Genomic DNA, 17,542 nt, shown 5'->3' with positions numbered 1-17,542 from the left:
GTGAAACCCCTATTCATTCCATCGATAATTTAATAAAAACACTATGTACCCACCGAAGCGGGTCGCCATTCTAACCAAGTTATCCACATCTGTCATGGAAAATTCTGCAGATATTGCTCAAAAAGCCTGCTTATGAAAATAAATTTAAATTCAAATACTGGTGTGGATAAGTTTATCCGCAAACTGTGGATAGAATATATCATAAAGTTATCCACAAACTATTAATTTTATAAAAACAATCTTATCCACACCATATTTTATTGTTTTATATTTAGAAAAGTGTCATTTCCACAGAAAAAAACAACCCTAATAGTAATAAATTTAAATTTATAAATTTGAATTTATTTATAAGAAGGCTGTTTTCTGGGGATAACTGGAGATGCGAAATGAATTTAAATTTAAAATCAGGGAAAAGGGGTGAATTTAAAAACCTGTGGATAACCATGTTGGTAATTCTGTTGGTAACTTATATCACTTTAATAAACAATAGTCTAGATTGTGTATAAGAAAAAAGTACTGTTGTTTAAAATATTGTCGAGAGAAGAGCAGGCTCAAATTGATGTTACAAATAAAAAGGGCTTAATTTCACAAGATAATCGGTTTTCCATTGACAGCTCAAGCAATGAACACTAAAATCGCGAACCTTCATTGAATGATCATTTTTGGAGTTTCGATATGAAACGTACATTCCAACCATCTGAATTAAAGCGTAAGCGCGTTCATGGTTTCCGTGCTCGTATGGCTACTAAAGCTGGTCGCCAAGTATTAGCTCGTCGTCGTGCAAAAGGTCGTCACAGCTTAACTGTTTAATTAATAGTTAACGCTTAAACGATTTTGGGTGTTATGACTACACTTTATGGCTTCAGCACAGAGGTTCGTATTCGCTGTGCTGCCGATTATAAAAGTGTCTTCGATGGTGCGCTTTTTAAAGTGCATCAGCCCCATTTCTTATTTCTAGCAAAACTGACCGAACAACCTCAAAGTCGTTTGGGTATTGTTGTTGCTAAAAAGAAAGTGCGTCGTGCACACGAAAGAAATAGAGTAAAACGTTTGGCTCGCGAAAGTTTTCGCTTGCATCAACAGCAATTAACTTTAGATATTGTGGTTATGCCTAAAATGGGGATAGAAACAGTGCCTAATGCAGAGTTGCACCAGCAATTACAATTTGCTTGGCAAAAATTACAACGTCTTGCCAAAAAGCATCAAAAAATAGCTCCCTCCCTGCAAAAGTAGAGATGGCCAATGGTACGCTTACTGCATTGGTTAATTCGATTTTATCAAATTGCGATTAGTCCTTTACTTGGGCCGCGTTGTCGTTATATCCCTACATGTTCTCAATATTCATTGGAAGCAGTCCATACACATGGTGCTGTGCGTGGTGTGTGGTTGGCTACTAAACGTATTTGCCGTTGTCATCCTTGGGGTGGATCGGGGTATGACCCTGTTCCAAACAAAAGGATTCGTTTTATCTCTTTTCAGCAAATAGATTCTCAAAAGCATCTGGTTGCTGTACCCTTTCGTGATTGTTTCTTGAACCAAAATCACTCTAACCACTTGGGGTAATCGATATGCAACAATGGGCCAGATTTGCCATTCTCGGGGCCATGTTTGTTGTCGCTTATTTGCTCATTTTGGCTTGGCAAAAAGATTATGGACATGCTGAGACTCAGCCACAGCCACAACAGGCTGCAGCAGTTTCGCATGAAGTATCTGCAGATTTGCCAAATGCTCAAACGGCTTCAGCAGCGTCTGATATGCCACAAGCAAATATCGCGACTCAGCAACCAGCTACAGAAGTAAAAACATCTGTAAATCAACAGCTTATTTCAGTACAAACTGACCTTTATCATCTTTGGATTAATCCTAAAGGTGGTGATATTGTTCGTATTGAATTGTTAAACCATGACAAGAGCAAAGACAGTAATGAAGCATTTGTCATGCTTGAAAGTGATGCAAAACGTACTTATGTGGCGCAGTCTGGTTTAATTGGTCTTAATGGTCCAGACAGTAACCGTAGTGGTCGTCCAATGTATGAGATTGAAAAATCTGCTTATACATTGAATGATGCCAAAGCGGTTCAAACTGAAGATGGAAAAAGCATCAAAGTGTTAACGGTACCGATGGTACTGAAAACAGCTGATGGTGTAGAAATCATTAAAACCTTTACCTTCAAGCAAGGTGAATATCCTGTTGTTGTGAACCATAAAGTGGTGAACCGCAGTGGTCAAAACTGGCAGGGTCAAATGTTTGGCCAACTCAAACGTGACAACTCTGACGATCCAGGCAAATCGGATCAAGGTATTTTCACGCTGGGCACTTTCTTAGGTGGTGCTTGGGGTTCGCCTGAAGAACATTATAACAAGCTTAAATTTGCTAACTTCAATGAAGAAAAATTGAATGTTGAAGCAAAAGGCGGCTGGGTTGCTATGGTTCAGCACTACTTTGTGAGTGCTTGGATTCCAGGTGACTTAAAATTGACGCAAGCCAATGGTCAACCTTATGTTGCGAAATTAGAGTCGCGTAAGTCAATGGATGATATGAATATCATTGGTTTTACTTCGCCGACGATTACTGTTCCTGCTGGTACAGTGGCTGAGATTGACGCGACCTTCTATTCAGGCCCTAAAGTTCAATCTGAGTTGAAAGAACTCGCAACTGGTTTAAACCAAACTGTTGATTATGGTTGGCTATGGCCAATTGCGAAATTATTGTTCTTGGGTCTTGAGTTCTTCCACGGTTTAGTGGGTAACTGGGGCTGGGCAATTATTTTGTTAACAGTCTTGGTGAAACTGATTCTTTGGCCATTGTCGTCTAAGAGCTATCGCTCAATGGCGAAAATGCGTGTGATTGCACCTGAAATGCAGCGTATGAAAGAAGAGTTCGGTGAAGACCGTATGCGCTTCTCTCAAGAAATGATGGCACTGTATAAACGTGAACAAGTCAATCCGCTTGCGGGTTGTTTGCCATTGTTATTACAAATGCCAATTTTCCTTGCGTTGTACTGGGTGTTGATGGAGTCTGTTGAGCTTCGTCATGCACCATGGTTACTTTGGATTCAAGATTTGTCAGCGATGGATCCGTGGTTTATTTTACCGCTGTTAATGGGCGCAACGATGTTCATTCAGCAGTCTTTAAACCCACAACCGGCTGATCCAATGCAAGCGAAAGTTTTCAAAATCATGCCGATTATTTTCACAGTCTTTATGTTGTTCTTCCCTGCGGGTCTTGTGTTGTACTGGATTGTCAACAACAGTATCACGATTATTCAGCAGACTTTGATCAACAAATCTGTTGAAAAAGACCGCTTGAATAAGGAAAGTGCGTCGAGTTAATCGAGGCAACTTTTCGCGAAAAGCTGAATAAATCCGCTTAAGATGGTAATCTTAGGCGGATTTTTCATTGTGTGACTTTTAAGATTTTTAGGTGAATGTTATGTACAACCGAACCACGATTGCTGCCATTGCAACACCACCTGGGCGTGGTGGTGTGGGAGTCATTCGCCTATCTGGTCCCAAGTCTTATGAGATTGCGCAGGCCTTGACCCAAAAAGACTTGCCGAAAGCGCGTTTTGCAGGTTTTCGCCAGTTTTATGATGCCTCTGGCGAAGTGATGGATGAGGGCTTAGCGATTTGTTTTCCGAACCCGAACTCGTTCACTGGTGAAGATGTGGTTGAGTTGCAAGGTCATGGTGGCCCTGTCATTCAAAATGCCTTACTGGGCCGTTTGTTGGAGCTCGGTGCGATTGCAGCAAAAGCCGGTGAGTTTTCCATGCGTGCTTTTGAAAATGGCAAACTGGATTTGGTTCAGGCTGAAGCGATCGCCGACTTGATAGACGCGACGTCTCAAGCGGCTGCTCGCTCTGCGGTACGTTCATTACAAGGCGCATTTTCAACTAAAGTAAATAGCGTGTTGGAGCAACTAATTCATCTACGTTTGCATGTGGAAGCTGCAATTGATTTTCCTGAAGAAGAAATTGATTTTCTCGCGGACGGGAAAATTTTAAATCTTTTAGATGGCGTTACATCTGCTGTGAACCAAGTGCAACAATCGGCTCGTCAAGGACAGTTGCTGCGTGAAGGTTTACAAGTGGTCATTGCAGGAAAACCGAATGCGGGTAAGTCATCGCTGCTCAATGCATTAGCAGGCATTGAACGCGCCATTGTGACGGATATTGCAGGTACGACGCGGGATGTCTTACATGAAAAAATTACCCTGAATGGTTTACCGATTACCTTAACCGATACCGCTGGTTTACGTGAAACAGGCGATATTGTAGAAAAAGAAGGGATCCGCCGTGCCATTAAAGAAATTGAGCAAGCTGATCTGTTACTCTTGGTCTATGACTTAAGTCAAGGCGAAGACCCACTCAAACTGGCGCAAGCATATTTTGCTGAGCATATTGAACCGAAACGTTTAATGCTGATTGGTAATAAGTGTGATTTGATGGAAACAACATCACATATCGAAGATTTTAACGGCTTCCGTCATATTATGGTTTCGGCCAAGCAAGAAACTGGCGTTCAAGCGCTCATAGAAGCGATTACAGCACATGCAGGCTTCCAGCCAGAAGAAGACACCTTTATTGCGCGTACACGCCATTTGGACGCAATGAAACGCACTCAGCTTTATCTTGCTGAAGCCCGTGAACAATTGGTGGTGTATAACGCAGGTGAGTTAGTCGCAGAGTCGCTACGTTTGGCGCAAAATGCCCTCGGTGAAATTACTGGGGACTTTAGTGCAGATGATTTACTTGGGAAAATTTTTGGATCGTTCTGTATTGGAAAGTAACGCCACTATTGATGAAAAAGCCCTCTGATCAGGGCTTTTGATTTTTAAGCCAGACGTATACTGCTCTTATGTCCAAACCACAGATAAAAACACAATAAAGCGATGGCAATGCAAAAGCTAATGACCCCGAAACTTAATCCAAAGTGATCTGCCAGATATCCGACGGCCACAATGGGCACAATCGTACCCAAATAACCAATAAAAAGATAAGTAGACATCACTGCAGCACGATTTTCTAGGGTGGTCATGGCATGAATGAGACCAAAGGAACCAATCAAGGTCAGGCCATGTCCGACACCAACGAGAAAATCACTAATAAAGAAAAATATACTCAGTTGAAATAGCATACACAGCGCCAAAAGGCCTAGGCTTGCAATCAAGGTGATTAAACCATAGTTGAGACTCTTATAAGCAGGAATGCTTCTGGCAAAATACTGCACCACGGCAGAGACAATGAGAATACTGGTAATGGCTGAACCGCTGATGAGAGGGCCGTGCCACGGCAAAATATCCCGCACAAATGAAGGGGATAAGGATGCAAATAAGCTAAACGCAGCAAAGGCACTAAATGCGGTAAATCCAACTATCAAAAACAACTGATGATATTGCACTTCTGGTCGGAGTAGCTTTGGGGCCATACTAAAGGGCTGTGCGGTAAATGTGGGAGACTCAACCCAAAATAAACCAAAGAAACACAGTACAGCGCCAAGAATAACGGGTAGATAAGGACTGACCAAAGGGTATTCTGAAAATTGAGCTATCAGGCCACCAATTAGTGGGCCTAAGCCAAAGCCTACTGCGGTAATAATTGAACTGAGTTGTGGTGCAATCTGTTGATGGCTTTTGGGCACGGTATACATCAGTCCCAGTAAGGCCGAAGTGGTCATCAAACCAGATGCAATACCAATAATAAAGCGCCCCAAAGATAAAATGAGAGCATCAGGAGCATAAGCGGAAATCACCAACCCGATGCTGATAAAAACCAACCCCACTTGTAAGGTGCGTAAATAGCCAATGCTATTACTGGTCCGACCAAGAAACAGTAAAGTTGCAAGACAACCAAACATATAAGCCACAAAAATATAGGTGATCTGACTCGGCACCAGATGCCATAAAGCTTGATACAGTGGGTAAAGTGGGCTGGCTAAGGCAGTCCCCATGGTTCCCATCATTAAGGCGAGGCTGACCATGAAAAATGGATGCCAAGAAGTGCTTGTTGTCATGCAAATGCCATGTGGCTCTCTCGTTCAAAACAATAATATTTTGATATACAGGAGAAAAAGGATAGAGCGCAACAGTGTATCGGTTTGTGGAAAAAATGGTCAACTAAAAACTTGAAAAAGAACGCAATGAAACTTAGCCATAGCGTTTCAGCAGTTTTAAGAACTCAGCCAGTTCTTCTTCATTGACCTGTTCAGCTTGTGCTAATACATGATGGCGTAAATGTGCTTCAACGAGTTCATTTATCAGTCCATTGACCGCACCTTTAATTGCAGCGACTTGTTGTAAAACATCGATACAACTTGCATCGGAATGTGTAATAGAGAGTTCAACGGCGTTGACCTGCCCTTGTAAGCGTTTCACACGGTTTAAAATTTTTTTATCTTCATGCAAATGACTCAACACATTGCTCCAAAAATAAATATACTAAGGGGGAGTATATTGATGAATGATTTAAAATGCAGAATACCCCATCACGTCAGCATACACATCATTTTGATGACGGTAATCCGCTGGCCCAAAAACGGATATTAATCGCAACTATTTTAACGGCAGTCATGATGTTATTAGAAGTGATTGGTGGATGGATTTTCCAATCAATGGCTTTACTGGCAGATGGTTGGCATATGAGTTCGCATATGCTGGCACTGGGTTTGGCGTATTTTGCCTATCGCGCTGCACGGCATTATGCCCATGATCAACGCTTTAGTTTCGGCACATGGAAAATTGAAATCCTTGCTGGTTATAGTAGTGCAATTTTGTTGATGGTGGTGGCGGGTTTTATGGCTTTTCATTCTGTTGAACGCCTATTTTCTCCTGTACAAATTCATTATAACGAAGCAATTCCAATTGCGATTTTAGGCTTATTGGTGAATTTAATCTGTGCATGGTTGCTGCACGATGGCGACCATCACCATCACCATCACCATCACCATCACCATCACCATCACGCTCATGATCATGCAGCAGAAGTACATACCCATCATCATGATTTAAATCAGAAAGCTGCATTTATGCATGTGGTGGCAGATGCTGTGACATCTATTTTTGCTATTATTGCTTTGATTTTTGGCAAGTATTTTGGTTGGGATTTTCTTGACGCTGCCCTTGGTATTGTGGGGTCAATATTGGTGGCAAAATGGGCATGGAGCTTAATGCAAGAAACCGGAAAAACCTTGTTAGATGCTGAAATGGACCATCATGTGGTGGAAGAAATTCGCGAGGTGGTGGCAGAACTACCACATACGACTTTGACCGATTTACATGTTTGGAAAGTAGGTAAAGGCAAGTTTTCATGTATTTTAGCTTTAGAAACAACATCGGATTATTGTGCAGATCAGGTGCGTGAGATGCTGTCGATTCATGAGGAAATTGTTCATGTTTCAGTCGAGATCAACTCTATTTTATTTGATGTTCCACGTGAAACTTTGGTCGGTTGATCGTTCTGTCATGTTGGGTTTCGGTAAAGCATAAGAAAAAATGATTCAATGCTTGAATAATACACTCTACACTAGCGCCGTGGTTCTCCGATTGAAAGAGCAAAAAGTGATGATAAAAAAACTGGGTTTGGCACTACTCACAAGTGCAATTGCAAGCATGAGTATGGCCAGCGTAGAAAGTGTTCAAGCCAACTTAAAAAAGAATTATCCAAATATTAATGTTCAAAATATTCAAAAAACAGAAATGTCGGGCATTTATAGCGGATCTTTAGATGGCGAAATTGTGTATTTAGGCGAAGCAGCTGAGCATGTGATTGCCGGTTCGATGGTACGCTTAAAAGATCAGAAAAATTTAAGTGCTGCCTTATATGTGCAACAAAATTCGCTCGATTGGAATAAGCTGCCGTTAAAAGACGCCATTAAAATGGTTAAAGGCAATGGGAAACGCCAATTGGCAGTTTTTTCAGACCCGAACTGTCCTTACTGTAAGCAGTTAGAGGCTGAGTTGAATAAGCTGAATGATGTGACCATCTACACTTTTATTTACCCCATCAAGGCACAATCAGTTGCACCATCGAAGCAAGTATTTTGTGAAGCAGACCCTGCCCTTGCGTGGAAAAATTTGATTGCGAAAGGAACTCAGCCGACATCGAAAAAACCGTGTGCTAATCCAATTGAACGTAACTTACAATTGGGACAAAGCTTAGGCTTACAAGGAACGCCTGTGGTTATTTTCTCAAATGGTTTTAAAGTGAATGGCGCTGTGCCTTCAACCACCATTGAAAATATGTGGCGTGAACTGGGTTTATAATAGTCCAAATATAAAAAGCACCTGAAAAGGTGCTTTTTTAATGGATGTTTTAGGCTTTTTTGGTAACTATGTTGTAGATGAATAAAATAATGATGGCCCCAATAACTGAAGCAATAAAGCCTGCTGCCGAGCCTTCACTATAGAGACCAAGTAAACGACCACCATAGGTAGCTAAGAGTGAACCTGCAATCCCCAGTAACGTGGTAACAATAAAGCCTGCTTTATCATCACCAGGATGAATGGCACGCGCGATGAGACCTGCAATAAAACCTACGACAATAGCAACAATAAGTGACCACATGAGCCAGCTCCTTTTTTTATCATGTCTTTGTTTTTACATCATGTGCAAAAATATCATTGGGCATAATGCTATTGTGCAGTAGAGCGAATATGCTAAAAACTGTATGTTTTATGTACTTGGTTAACAGTAAAAAATAAAAAAAGTGGCCTTCGGCCACTCTTTTGTCGATTGATCTTAAAGACCAATTTCACCAATAAATGGCAAATGACGGTACTTTTGGTCGTAGTCTAAGCCATAACCCACAATGAATCGATCTTCGACATTAAAGCCCAAAAACTTCACATCGAGTTCAATTTCACGGCGTGAAGGTTTGCTGACTAAAGTACATAGCTCAATTGAGTTGGGAGAGCGTGTTTCTAAAATTTCTAATACTTTGCTCAAGGTGTTGCCTGAGTCGATGATATCTTCAATCACCAAGACATCTTTACCGCGAATTTCGCCGTCTAAATCTTTTAAAATTTTTACATCACGTGAAGATACCGTACCGCCACCGTAGCTCGAAACCGTCATGAAATCGAGTTCATGCGGTTTTGCAATGGTACGACATAAGTCTGCCATGAAAATGACTGAACCACGTAATAAACCAATCAGTACGAGTTCCTTATCACTGTTTGCATAATGCGCATCGATTTGTGCACCAAGCTCTTTTACTTTCGCTTGAATCTCTTCAGTAGAAATCATTACGCTCATTTGAACGGTCATGGGTAGATACCTAAAAATTAAAAAAAATCAAAAATAAAAAAGGCGTTGACCTGCAACACCTATATATATGCATTAATTTTAATATATCTCTAAACGAGATGCACCCCTTTTGCCCGCTGAAAATGTAATCATTTCATTGCAGGTGAGGTGCAGCTTGGTTTAGAGGCGAAAATCAAAGTCGTTTCAAAACTCGATTAGCTACTTAAACTTGCGCTATTTGCTGATTAGTTTTGCACATAGGCTTTCTGACCAAAAATATAAGTCGCATGAATATTGCGGTCATCACCCATAGTCATCAGAGCAAATAAAGCATCTTCAATCCCTTTTGCACGTTGCTGACGTAATGCTTGCAATGCGGTTGCTTTGAGATCGAGCACCACAAAGTCGGCTTCTTTGCCTACATTAAAGTTACCGAGTTTATCATCCAAACTCAGTGCTTTGGCACCGCCCAGCGTAGCGTGGTAGAGCGACTCAAATGCGGACAATTTATCGCCCTGAAGTTGCTGCACTTTATAGGCTTCATTCAGTGTTTGTAGTTGGTTAAAAGAGGTTCCGGCACCAATGTCTGTACCGAGTCCAACTTTTACCTGCTTTTCCCAAGTCTTGTCCAATGGAAATAAACCGCTGCCTAAAAAGAGGTTGGAGGTCGGACAGAAAGCAATGGCTGAATCCGTCTGATGCATGCAGTCCCACTCAGCGTCCTCTAAATGCACGCAGTGGGCAAAGACTGAATGTGAACCGGTTAAGCCAAAATGATGATAAACATCGAGATAACCTTGCTGTTCTGGGAATAAGTCTTTCACCCAAGCAATTTCATTTTTATTTTCACTTAAATGCGTATGCACATATACATCTGGGTATTCAGCTTTGAGTTGACCTGCTTTAGCCAATTGCTCTGGTGTTGAGGTTGGAGCAAAACGTGGCGTAATTGCATATAGATTACGGCCCTTGCCATGCCATTTCTCAATCAGTGCTTTAGAGTCTGCATAAGCACTTTCAGGTGTGTCGCACAGACCTTCAGGTGCATGACGGTCCATCATAACTTTACCTGCAATCAGGCGCATCTGGTGCTGCCCTGCCGCTTCAAATAGTGCATCTACCGATTCGGTATGCACAGTACAGAAGACTAAGGCTGTGGTGGTGCCATTTTTCAGCAGTTCTTGCACAAAGAATTGGGCAATCTGGTCGGCATAGGCTTTATCTGAAAATTGTAATTCGGTGGGGAATGTATAGGTATTGAGCCATTCGAGTAGCTGTTCACCATAGGCCCCCACCATTTCTGTTTGCGGAAAATGAATGTGGGTGTCGATAAAACCGGGCACAATCAATTGTTCAGGATAGTGCTGAACTTCGACGCCAACAGGAAGGTGCTGTTGCCCCTCCTGCCAAGATCCAAACCATTGGATTTTGCCATTTTGGCTAATCAGTAAACCATCTTCTACGTAACGCACTTGGTCGTGAATTTCACGCGCTTGGGCAACCGTATTCTGAATATCTAGGAAGCGACCGCGAACCGCCGTCGTTGCAACTACAGAAGACATTTTAAACCTGCGTTTTGACTTTTTTTCGATTGATTGTACCGCAAACTGGATTTTTTTCACGGCTATTTACGGAAGTTTTTTTATGCTATGCATAAGCACTAGTTTTGAACTTAAATGATTCAATCTATTCGCAAAATTTTGCTGAGAAAGTCTTTATCTTTAAATGCTGAGTCAGTACAGTGTCGGCATTGATAAAATAAGAGACCATGATCGGCATGTATTTTTGGAATACCAAAGCATTAGCACATGAATTATCTAGCAATACCCTCGATAAAAAGCATTATAAAAATTATTACCTAGTCACCGCCTTACTGATTTCAGTGGTGTATTACTACGGTATGTATTCACCCTATGGTGATGTTCGTGTGATTGGTGTTGAGGGACTTTTGACTTTATTGATTATGTTTATTGGGATTCAAAGCGCTTATAAAGCCAATGGTGGCGATGATGGCGAGCATTTCTTAGGTCGAATAACAGCATTGTCTTTTCCCATTTTAGTACAAACCACTGTAGCTGGTGTTGTATTTGGTGCAGTGTTATTGGGGCTTTATTTTGCTTTTAATCTAGAAGGCACGGCGTTTGACGATTGGTATGAATGGACTATTTCGCTGTTTACCATCTTCCTGCAAATCTTGTTTTTCACGCGTTTGGTGTCTTATATGAAGCGGGTTAAAGCGCATACCATTTAAACTGGAAAAAAATATTGTCTTCGAATCTATGCCTGTCAGCTTTAGAGTTGACAGGCATTTTCTTTTTCAATTTAAACTTTATTGGATAGACGTAAATGTCATCCACAACCTGCGTAGTGTTTGGAATAGATTGTTTTTGCAACACAAATTTTTTAATTATAGAACGTGAGCAGGTTTTGCGGAGGAGAAATGCTTTCTTTACGAAATTTCGCTTCTCATTTGGCGAAACAAAAGAATAATTGAGCTCCCAATATCAAACTTGAAAAAGATAAGACTCCGCCGTGAATAACCTAAAAGTGATAGTGCTTCTACTAAAACGCCTGAAAAGACCCGCATTAATCTTTGGACATCTATTTTAAATAGCTGATTTAGAGCGCCACTTTATTCCACAAAATAATGCGCAGCAAAATGTGCATCATTGCCAATCACATCAAACACATCTTCACGCAGTGACATCCCAGCACATTCATCCCCGACCATCCAAAGTCCCAAGGTGGGAAGCATGCCTTCATGCAAAGGCGTTTTTACCCAGCGTTGCATGACATAGCCATATTTGTCGTAGTCATCGAAGTAAAAACTACCTGAAGCTGCGCCACAATCGACATTGTTTTGTAGGATATGAATATTTGCGCCTTCGCGCGCTAAGATGGGCTTACGCACCCATTTCCCTGCATAGTGAGCGTGTGCATCATAAGCATGGGTTTCTAACAACAATGGATGATTCGGAAAGCGTTTCCATAGCTCGATCAACAGGGCTTTATTGGAGAGTAGCATTTTCCAACACGGTTCAATCCATTCGGTTTCAGGTTTGAGAAACTGCGAAAAACTTTCTTCCCAAATCCATTCCCACGGATACAGCTTAAATAAATGCTGAATCTCTTGCTGATGCAAATCGACAAAGGCTGTGCCATTCCAACCGATGTTTTCCATCGACAGTTCGCTGACATTTAAGCCTGCCTGAAAAGCAGTATCCATGAGATATTCTAAATTGCCCCAATCTTCACGCCCTGCTTCTTGGCAGGCTGCAAAATGGACACGGCTACGCGCAGGATAGAGCTGTTTCCAACGCTCAATTAGCTTTTCATGAATGCTGTTGAATTGATCACGGTTTGCTATGTTTTCGACCTGTTCAATCCAATGCCACTGTGCAACAGAGGCTTCGAGTAAACCCGTTGGCGTATCGGCATTGTATTCCAGCATTTTGATGGCTTGACCATCATAGGCAAAATCGAAACGGCCATAGAGCATCGGCGCTTGGTTTTTCCATGAGTCCTCAATCAAAGGAATCGCTGCTGGTGGGATTTTAAAATATTCGGGATAATGACCGCGCTGAATCATATCCCCTGCCACTTCAAGGCACATCTGGTGTAATTCGTTCGAGGCATCTTCTAGCTGTTCAATTTGCTTGAGGCTAAACTCATAAGCCACCCCTTCTGACCAATACATTGAACCATCTCGGGATGGCAAGTTGTAGTAGTCAAAACCAATCTCTTGATGCGCCTGTTGCCAGTTTGCACGCTCAGGCAGTAGAACTCGTTTCATGTATTAACCTCCAAACGAGCCTCCGCCACGGCCGAAGCCTCCACGAATCGGCTGGGATTTGGCATGGCTAAAAACGTGAGTCGAGATTTTGGGTGCGCCTGTCGAATGTCGTCCACGTGCTTTTAAGACTTGGCCCATATAACGGACTTTACGGTTGTTTTTATAATATTGTGGGCCGATATAAACCCCAGTAGAGCCGCTATAGCTTGATTCGCCATTTTCGTTAGCAGGTTCGCACAGTTCAAAATGCCAGTCTTGGTAGCAGTTGTATTGGTTATTGTAAACATCCTGTTGTAGGGTTTTAGAACCGCTACATGCCGTGAGTAAAACGGGCACCACAACAAGAGTTAATTTTTTGGTACGCATGGATGAGCAACCTTCTGGTTGTTTTATTTTTACAGGTAAAACCAAGGGTTTTAAGCCCGCTTATCATAGGGAGCTGTTTGCATAAAGTACAGTGCATTTGCACCGAAAATCATAGGATTAAGTCTTGTGTATACTAAAATTTGGTCATAAAAAAGCCTTCACAGTGGAAGGCTTTTTTAAAACATTAGAGGGTGGTTTGATGATGTTTCTTACTGTATCGAATCGATAGGATCGCAGTGATGGTCAACACCAACACAATAAAGCCCAGTGAAATCCAAATTGGCATGTGGAACACATCGAGCATGAGCATCTTAAAGCCGATAAACACCAAGATAATACCTAAACCATACGGGAGATAATGCATCTTGGTTGCTGCACCAGACAACAAGAAGAACATCGCACGTAGACCCAAAATTGCCATTAAGTTTGCTGTTAACACAATAAATGGATCAGAGGTCACCGCGAAAATTGCAGGAATGGAATCCACCGCGAAAATTACATCCGACGCTTCAACTAAAATCAACACCAAGAACAGCGGCGTTGCCCACAACATCCCATTTTGACGGACGAAGAATTTATTGCCGTGCAATTGCGGGGTAATCCGCATATGTTTACGTAGCCATTTTAAGATCGCCATATCTTCGATATTGGTTTCTTCTTCGTTTTGTCCTTTGAAGAATTTGAAGCCCGTATACACCAAGAACGCACCGAAGATATACAGAATCCATGAGAACTCTTGCACAAACCACGCGCCAATAAAAATAAAGATGGTACGTAGAATAATCGCGCCCAAGACACCGTAAAGCAGTAATTGGCGTTGTAGTGCAGGTGGGATGGCAAAAGCAGCAAAGATCATCAGCCAGACAAAGACGTTATCAACGGCTAAAGATTTTTCAAGTAAATAACCTGCGAAGTACTCCATGACCTTGGTATTGGCCACAGTGACACCTGCAGTTTGTTGTAGATACAGCCAGAGACCTGCACCAAAGAGTGATGCGACGGAAACCCATGCAATACTCCATAACGCGGCTGTTTTGATTTTAACTTCTTGGCCTTCTTTTTGTTTAAAGCCTAAAAAGTCGATCAGTAGCATCACGGTAACAATGCCGAAAAAAGCAAGGTATAGCCATAAATTGCCGATAGATTCCATGAAATCCTCCACATCCAGCAATCGGCCACAAAAAAACCTTGACCTGCTGCCAGATGAAATAAAACATCTGTGACAACATGATCAAGGTCTTGCCTACATTTTAGCGTATGTCTTTTGTGCGCTAAAATGCTCAGATACCGACTTTTTGCAAAGTGTAATGACGATAATCTGACACGTGAAAGTGATGCATAGCATTGATTTTTCACGTTTGGAGGAGGCTACTCCCCTTGTTCAACATAAATTTGGTTTTGGATTTGATCCAAAAGTGGGCTAAGCATCGCATATTTTTATGGTTTGAGCAAATATTAAAGAAAATTGTAGATGAAATATAAATGAGACAAAATTTTGATTCAATTTATGGCAAGCTAAAAAACAGTAAACTAAAGAGGAATAATAATGAAAATTCAACATCAAGAAACAGGTAGTAAAGGCGAAGTTTTTGTTGAGCAAGAAAACGAACGTGTGGCGGAAATGACCTACAGTTGGGCTGGGGACGATAAATTTATCATTGACCACACTTGGGTCAGTGAGTTGCTCCGTGGGCAACATGTGGGTCGCCAGTTATTGGACGTTTTGGTTAACTTTGCTCGTGATAAGGGTGTGAAAATTTTACCTTTGTGTCCTTTTGCCAAATCGGTATTCGACAAAGATCCATCTATTCATGATGTTTTATTCCACTAAGATAGATAACCATAAATCAATCCATTCAACGAGTGTGCTATGCAATTTCAACATGTAGATCGTGATCAAAAAGGTGAGTTTTTTTTAAATAATGCAGACGGTCAGCGCATTGCTGAAATTAGCTATATTTGGCGAGATGACACAACCATTGATGCCAATCATACTTGGGTCGATGATTCACTGCGGGGGCAAGGCGTAGCACGTTTACTGTTAGATACTCTGGTTGATTTTTCACGTGAGAAAAACCTTAAAATTATCCCGACCTGTTCTTATGTCGATGTGATGTTTCGCCGTGAGAAAAGCTTTGAGGATGTTGCAGCTTAAGTGTTCATGGCATTCACTGCGGTTTTAAGCGTTAAGCTAAAATGAGATCAATATAGTTGCCATTGCATCTCTATTTTGTACTTTGTAGTGCTGAAGATAATGGAATTAAAGTATATGAAGACGCTTTTATCTATTGGTCTATTCAGTTTAGTTGCCCCCTTATTGCATGCTGAAGACTGTGTAAAATTTGAGGAAAAGGCCGAACAAAAAGAAGTCCAGATCATCCCACGTTGGGGTATGAAAGTGATTGTTCCAACCAGAGTGTATTTTCATTCAGCACCGAGCAATGCGTGTAAAATCAAAGATCTGTTTATGATTAAAAATGACCATATCACTGCTTATAGCACCTATGATGATGGCCAAGAACAGTGGGTTTCGATCATGTATTTCAGCAAGCGTTTGGGAGACACGGTTCAAGGTTGGGCAAAACTAAAAGACTTTGAATATACGGGCACGATGTCTGGTTTTTAATTGAATAAGCTTGTAAAAAAACCGCAGATTGAACTGCGGTTTTTTTTCGACTAAGAGAGAACAGTTTATTCTGCGTTTAAGGCGCTGATCAATTTCTGGTGTAAACCACCAAAGCCGCCATTAGACATGATCACGACCGCATCGCCCTCACCTGCATCACTGACAATGGTCTGGATAATGTCATCCAATGTACGTGCAACTACGGCCTTGTTCGGTGCAGCCGCAATGACAGGTTGTAAGTCCCAATCCAAACCTTCTGGTTGATACCAAATCACTTCATCGGCCAAACGTGCAGAGTGCGCAAGTCCATCTTTATGGCTTCCCATGCGCATGGTATTTGAACGTGGTTCAATAATCGCCCACAATTTACGCTCGCCTAAACGCTTACGTGCACCTTCTAGCGTAGTATCAATTGCGGTTGGGTGATGGGCAAAGTCATCATACACTTCAACGCCACGTACCGTGCCTAAAAGCTCCATACGGCGCTTCACACCACCAAAGTTAGACAGTGCTGTGCACGCTGTTTCAATGCTCACGCCCACATGTTCAGCCGCAGCGATAGTCGCCAATGCATTGGCCACGCTGTGCTGCCCTGTCATGTTCCATTGCACGATGCCTTTCACCACGCCGTGTTGGAGTACTTTAAAATGTGAACCATCCGCACTCAGTTGTTCGGCATACAATTCAGACTTGTCGTGAGCCTCTAAAGAGGTACGAACCACAGGTGTCCAACAGCCCTGTTCTAAAACTTCATCAATATTGCTTTCAGTAATCGGCGCAATGATACGACCTTCGCTAGGAATGGTACGAACCAAGTGATGGAATTGTTTTTGAATCGCTGCTAGATCATCAAAAATATCGGCATGGTCAAATTCAAGGTTATTTAAAATTGCTGTTTTGGGATGGTAATGCACGAACTTCGAACGTTTGTCGAAAAAGGCAGAATCATATTCATCAGCTTCGACACAGAAGTATTTGCCAGCACCTAAACGTGCACTTTCAGAGAAACCTAAAGGTACACCGCCAATGAGGAAACCTGGCTCTAAACCCGCCTGATCCAATACCCAAGCCAACATGGTGGTGGTGGTGGTTTTGCCATGCGTGCCTGCTACGCCAAGTACGTGTTTACCTTGAAGTACATGATCGGCCAAAAATTGCGGGCCTGAAATATAGGGCAAGCCTTCATTGAGCATGTATTCAACGGCATCAATCCCACGTTTCATCGCATTGCCCACGATGACCAAATCTGGATGAGGTTGTAAATGACTACGGTCATAACCTTGCATTAAGGTAATGCCTGCATTTTCGAGCTGGGTGGACATAGGAGGATAAACGTTCAGATCCGAACCTGTCACTGTATGGCCAAGATCACGTGCTAAAAGCGCTAAAGACCCCATAAAGGTGCCACAAATACCCAAAATATGCAGATGCATTCCGCCTCACTCCACTGCTTTTATAGACACATCACGTATTGTTGGTGCTGTTGTCGTGATTAATTCGATGTGAAAGCAACCAT

The 17,542-nt window shown here is 41.9% G+C and carries 20 protein-coding genes; 11 read left to right on the top strand and 9 right to left on the bottom strand.

Going from position 1 to position 17,542, the window contains the following annotated elements; all coding sequences use genetic code 11:
* The first annotated feature begins 675 nt into the window (after positions 1-675).
* The 5 genes from rpmH to mnmE all read left to right on the top strand — a co-directional run bounded on the left by rpmH (position 676) and on the right by mnmE (position 4,788).
* A complete protein-coding gene (rpmH, locus tag CDG62_RS19250) occupies positions 676-810 on the top strand; it encodes a 50S ribosomal protein L34 (protein ID WP_000831329.1) in 135 nt (44 codons plus the stop codon).
* A gap of 33 nt (positions 811-843) precedes the next feature.
* Entirely contained in the window at positions 844-1,233 is a 390-nt protein-coding gene (gene rnpA / locus CDG62_RS19245; protein WP_039890852.1) for a ribonuclease P protein component, read from the top strand.
* 9 nt (positions 1,234-1,242) lie between these two features.
* Positions 1,243-1,563 (top strand): membrane protein insertion efficiency factor YidD, encoded by a 321-nt coding sequence (gene yidD, locus CDG62_RS19240; RefSeq protein ID WP_004977726.1) that lies wholly within the window; start codon positions 1,243-1,245, stop codon positions 1,561-1,563.
* 5 nt (positions 1,564-1,568) lie between these two features.
* Positions 1,569-3,332 (top strand): membrane protein insertase YidC, encoded by a 1,764-nt coding sequence (gene yidC, locus CDG62_RS19235; RefSeq protein ID WP_087528461.1) that lies wholly within the window; start codon positions 1,569-1,571, stop codon positions 3,330-3,332.
* A 100-nt stretch (positions 3,333-3,432) separates the two neighbouring features.
* Positions 3,433-4,788, top strand: coding sequence for a tRNA uridine-5-carboxymethylaminomethyl(34) synthesis GTPase MnmE (gene mnmE / locus CDG62_RS19230; RefSeq protein WP_087528462.1), 1,356 nt, complete (start codon positions 3,433-3,435; stop codon positions 4,786-4,788).
* A 44-nt stretch (positions 4,789-4,832) separates the two neighbouring features.
* On the opposite strand, the gene CDG62_RS19225 is transcribed toward mnmE, so the two are convergent.
* Positions 4,833-5,978: an MFS transporter gene (locus CDG62_RS19225; protein ID WP_087528478.1), complete on the bottom strand. Its 1,146-nt coding sequence runs from the start codon at positions 5,976-5,978 to the stop codon at positions 4,833-4,835.
* A gap of 166 nt (positions 5,979-6,144) precedes the next feature.
* Entirely contained in the window at positions 6,145-6,411 is a 267-nt protein-coding gene (locus CDG62_RS19220) for a metal/formaldehyde-sensitive transcriptional repressor (protein ID WP_087528480.1), read from the bottom strand.
* A gap of 56 nt (positions 6,412-6,467) precedes the next feature.
* Between CDG62_RS19220 and dmeF the strand changes: the two genes are divergently transcribed.
* Both dmeF and CDG62_RS19210 read left to right on the top strand, forming a co-directional pair.
* Positions 6,468-7,448 carry a CDF family Co(II)/Ni(II) efflux transporter DmeF gene (dmeF, locus tag CDG62_RS19215; protein ID WP_087528463.1) on the top strand — a complete coding sequence of 327 codons (981 nt, stop codon included), beginning with the start codon at positions 6,468-6,470 and terminating at the stop codon, positions 7,446-7,448.
* Positions 7,449-7,557: 109 nt separating this feature from the next.
* Positions 7,558-8,259: a DsbC family protein gene (locus CDG62_RS19210; protein WP_087528464.1), complete on the top strand. Its 702-nt coding sequence runs from the start codon at positions 7,558-7,560 to the stop codon at positions 8,257-8,259.
* A gap of 49 nt (positions 8,260-8,308) precedes the next feature.
* Here CDG62_RS19210 and CDG62_RS19205 read toward each other — a convergent pair whose 3' ends face one another.
* The 3 genes from CDG62_RS19205 to guaD form a co-directional block, all read right to left on the bottom strand.
* Entirely contained in the window at positions 8,309-8,560 is a 252-nt protein-coding gene (locus tag CDG62_RS19205; protein WP_087528465.1) for a GlsB/YeaQ/YmgE family stress response membrane protein, read from the bottom strand.
* Between the two features lie 174 nt (positions 8,561-8,734).
* Positions 8,735-9,262: a hypoxanthine phosphoribosyltransferase gene (hpt, locus tag CDG62_RS19200; protein WP_087528466.1), complete on the bottom strand. Its 528-nt coding sequence runs from the start codon at positions 9,260-9,262 to the stop codon at positions 8,735-8,737.
* A 224-nt stretch (positions 9,263-9,486) separates the two neighbouring features.
* Positions 9,487-10,803 (bottom strand): guanine deaminase, encoded by a 1,317-nt coding sequence (gene guaD, locus CDG62_RS19195; RefSeq protein ID WP_087528482.1) that lies wholly within the window; start codon positions 10,801-10,803, stop codon positions 9,487-9,489.
* Between the two features lie 215 nt (positions 10,804-11,018).
* On the opposite strand from guaD, the gene CDG62_RS19190 reads away from it, so the two are divergent.
* A complete protein-coding gene (locus CDG62_RS19190) occupies positions 11,019-11,492 on the top strand; it encodes a hypothetical protein (RefSeq protein ID WP_087528483.1) in 474 nt (157 codons plus the stop codon).
* Positions 11,493-11,873: 381 nt separating this feature from the next.
* Here CDG62_RS19190 and CDG62_RS19185 read toward each other — a convergent pair whose 3' ends face one another.
* The 3 genes from CDG62_RS19185 to CDG62_RS19175 form a co-directional block, all read right to left on the bottom strand.
* Complete coding sequence (locus tag CDG62_RS19185) at positions 11,874-13,034, bottom strand: glutathionylspermidine synthase family protein (RefSeq protein ID WP_087528467.1); 1,161 nt, start codon at positions 13,032-13,034, stop codon at positions 11,874-11,876.
* Positions 13,035-13,037: 3 nt separating this feature from the next.
* Positions 13,038-13,400, bottom strand: coding sequence for a hypothetical protein (locus CDG62_RS19180; protein ID WP_087528468.1), 363 nt, complete (start codon positions 13,398-13,400; stop codon positions 13,038-13,040).
* Positions 13,401-13,584: 184 nt separating this feature from the next.
* Positions 13,585-14,550: a TerC family protein gene (locus CDG62_RS19175; RefSeq protein ID WP_058952475.1), complete on the bottom strand. Its 966-nt coding sequence runs from the start codon at positions 14,548-14,550 to the stop codon at positions 13,585-13,587.
* A 396-nt stretch (positions 14,551-14,946) separates the two neighbouring features.
* Between CDG62_RS19175 and CDG62_RS19170 the strand changes: the two genes are divergently transcribed.
* The 3 genes from CDG62_RS19170 to CDG62_RS19160 all read left to right on the top strand — a co-directional run bounded on the left by CDG62_RS19170 (position 14,947) and on the right by CDG62_RS19160 (position 16,026).
* A complete protein-coding gene (locus tag CDG62_RS19170; protein WP_087528469.1) occupies positions 14,947-15,231 on the top strand; it encodes a GNAT family N-acetyltransferase in 285 nt (94 codons plus the stop codon).
* Between the two features lie 39 nt (positions 15,232-15,270).
* Positions 15,271-15,555, top strand: coding sequence for a GNAT family N-acetyltransferase (locus tag CDG62_RS19165; protein WP_087528470.1), 285 nt, complete (start codon positions 15,271-15,273; stop codon positions 15,553-15,555).
* A 114-nt stretch (positions 15,556-15,669) separates the two neighbouring features.
* Complete coding sequence (locus CDG62_RS19160) at positions 15,670-16,026, top strand: hypothetical protein (RefSeq protein WP_171327417.1); 357 nt, start codon at positions 15,670-15,672, stop codon at positions 16,024-16,026.
* 65 nt (positions 16,027-16,091) lie between these two features.
* On the opposite strand, the gene mpl is transcribed toward CDG62_RS19160, so the two are convergent.
* Positions 16,092-17,459, bottom strand: a complete 1,368-nt coding sequence (gene mpl / locus CDG62_RS19155; RefSeq protein WP_087528471.1) for a UDP-N-acetylmuramate:L-alanyl-gamma-D-glutamyl-meso-diaminopimelate ligase — start codon at positions 17,457-17,459, stop codon at positions 16,092-16,094.
* Positions 17,460-17,542 lie beyond the last annotated feature (83 nt).

It is taken from the genome of Acinetobacter sp. WCHA55, assembly GCF_002165305.2.
GTDB lineage: Bacteria > Pseudomonadota > Gammaproteobacteria > Pseudomonadales > Moraxellaceae > Acinetobacter.
The sequence above is the reverse complement of the archived record's forward strand: the minus strand, read 5'-3'. Positions and strand labels throughout refer to the sequence as shown.

Excerpts from the sequence above, each read along its gene's own strand:
- rpmH (WP_000831329.1), top strand. The coding sequence starts at position 676 with ATGAAACGTACATTCCAACCATCTGAATTAAAGCGTAAGCGCGTTCAT.
- rnpA (WP_039890852.1), top strand. The coding sequence starts at position 844 with ATGACTACACTTTATGGCTTCAGCACAGAGGTTCGTATTCGCTGTGCT.
- yidD (WP_004977726.1), top strand. The coding sequence starts at position 1,243 with ATGGTACGCTTACTGCATTGGTTAATTCGATTTTATCAAATTGCGATT.
- yidC (WP_087528461.1), top strand. The coding sequence starts at position 1,569 with ATGCAACAATGGGCCAGATTTGCCATTCTCGGGGCCATGTTTGTTGTC.
- mnmE (WP_087528462.1), top strand. The coding sequence starts at position 3,433 with ATGTACAACCGAACCACGATTGCTGCCATTGCAACACCACCTGGGCGT.
- CDG62_RS19225 (WP_087528478.1), bottom strand. The coding sequence starts at position 5,978 with ATGGTCAGCCTCGCCTTAATGATGGGAACCATGGGGACTGCCTTAGCC.
- dmeF (WP_087528463.1), top strand. The coding sequence starts at position 6,468 with ATGCAGAATACCCCATCACGTCAGCATACACATCATTTTGATGACGGT.
- CDG62_RS19210 (WP_087528464.1), top strand. The coding sequence starts at position 7,558 with ATGATAAAAAAACTGGGTTTGGCACTACTCACAAGTGCAATTGCAAGC.
- CDG62_RS19205 (WP_087528465.1), bottom strand. The coding sequence starts at position 8,560 with ATGTGGTCACTTATTGTTGCTATTGTCGTAGGTTTTATTGCAGGTCTC.
- hpt (WP_087528466.1), bottom strand. The coding sequence starts at position 9,262 with ATGACCGTTCAAATGAGCGTAATGATTTCTACTGAAGAGATTCAAGCG.
- guaD (WP_087528482.1), bottom strand. The coding sequence starts at position 10,803 with ATGTCTTCTGTAGTTGCAACGACGGCGGTTCGCGGTCGCTTCCTAGAT.
- CDG62_RS19190 (WP_087528483.1), top strand. The coding sequence starts at position 11,019 with ATGTATTTTTGGAATACCAAAGCATTAGCACATGAATTATCTAGCAAT.
- CDG62_RS19185 (WP_087528467.1), bottom strand. The coding sequence starts at position 13,034 with ATGAAACGAGTTCTACTGCCTGAGCGTGCAAACTGGCAACAGGCGCAT.
- CDG62_RS19180 (WP_087528468.1), bottom strand. The coding sequence starts at position 13,400 with ATGCGTACCAAAAAATTAACTCTTGTTGTGGTGCCCGTTTTACTCACG.
- CDG62_RS19175 (WP_058952475.1), bottom strand. The coding sequence starts at position 14,550 with ATGGAATCTATCGGCAATTTATGGCTATACCTTGCTTTTTTCGGCATT.
- CDG62_RS19170 (WP_087528469.1), top strand. The coding sequence starts at position 14,947 with ATGAAAATTCAACATCAAGAAACAGGTAGTAAAGGCGAAGTTTTTGTT.
- CDG62_RS19165 (WP_087528470.1), top strand. The coding sequence starts at position 15,271 with ATGCAATTTCAACATGTAGATCGTGATCAAAAAGGTGAGTTTTTTTTA.
- CDG62_RS19160 (WP_171327417.1), top strand. The coding sequence starts at position 15,670 with ATGAAGACGCTTTTATCTATTGGTCTATTCAGTTTAGTTGCCCCCTTA.
- mpl (WP_087528471.1), bottom strand. The coding sequence starts at position 17,459 with ATGCATCTGCATATTTTGGGTATTTGTGGCACCTTTATGGGGTCTTTA.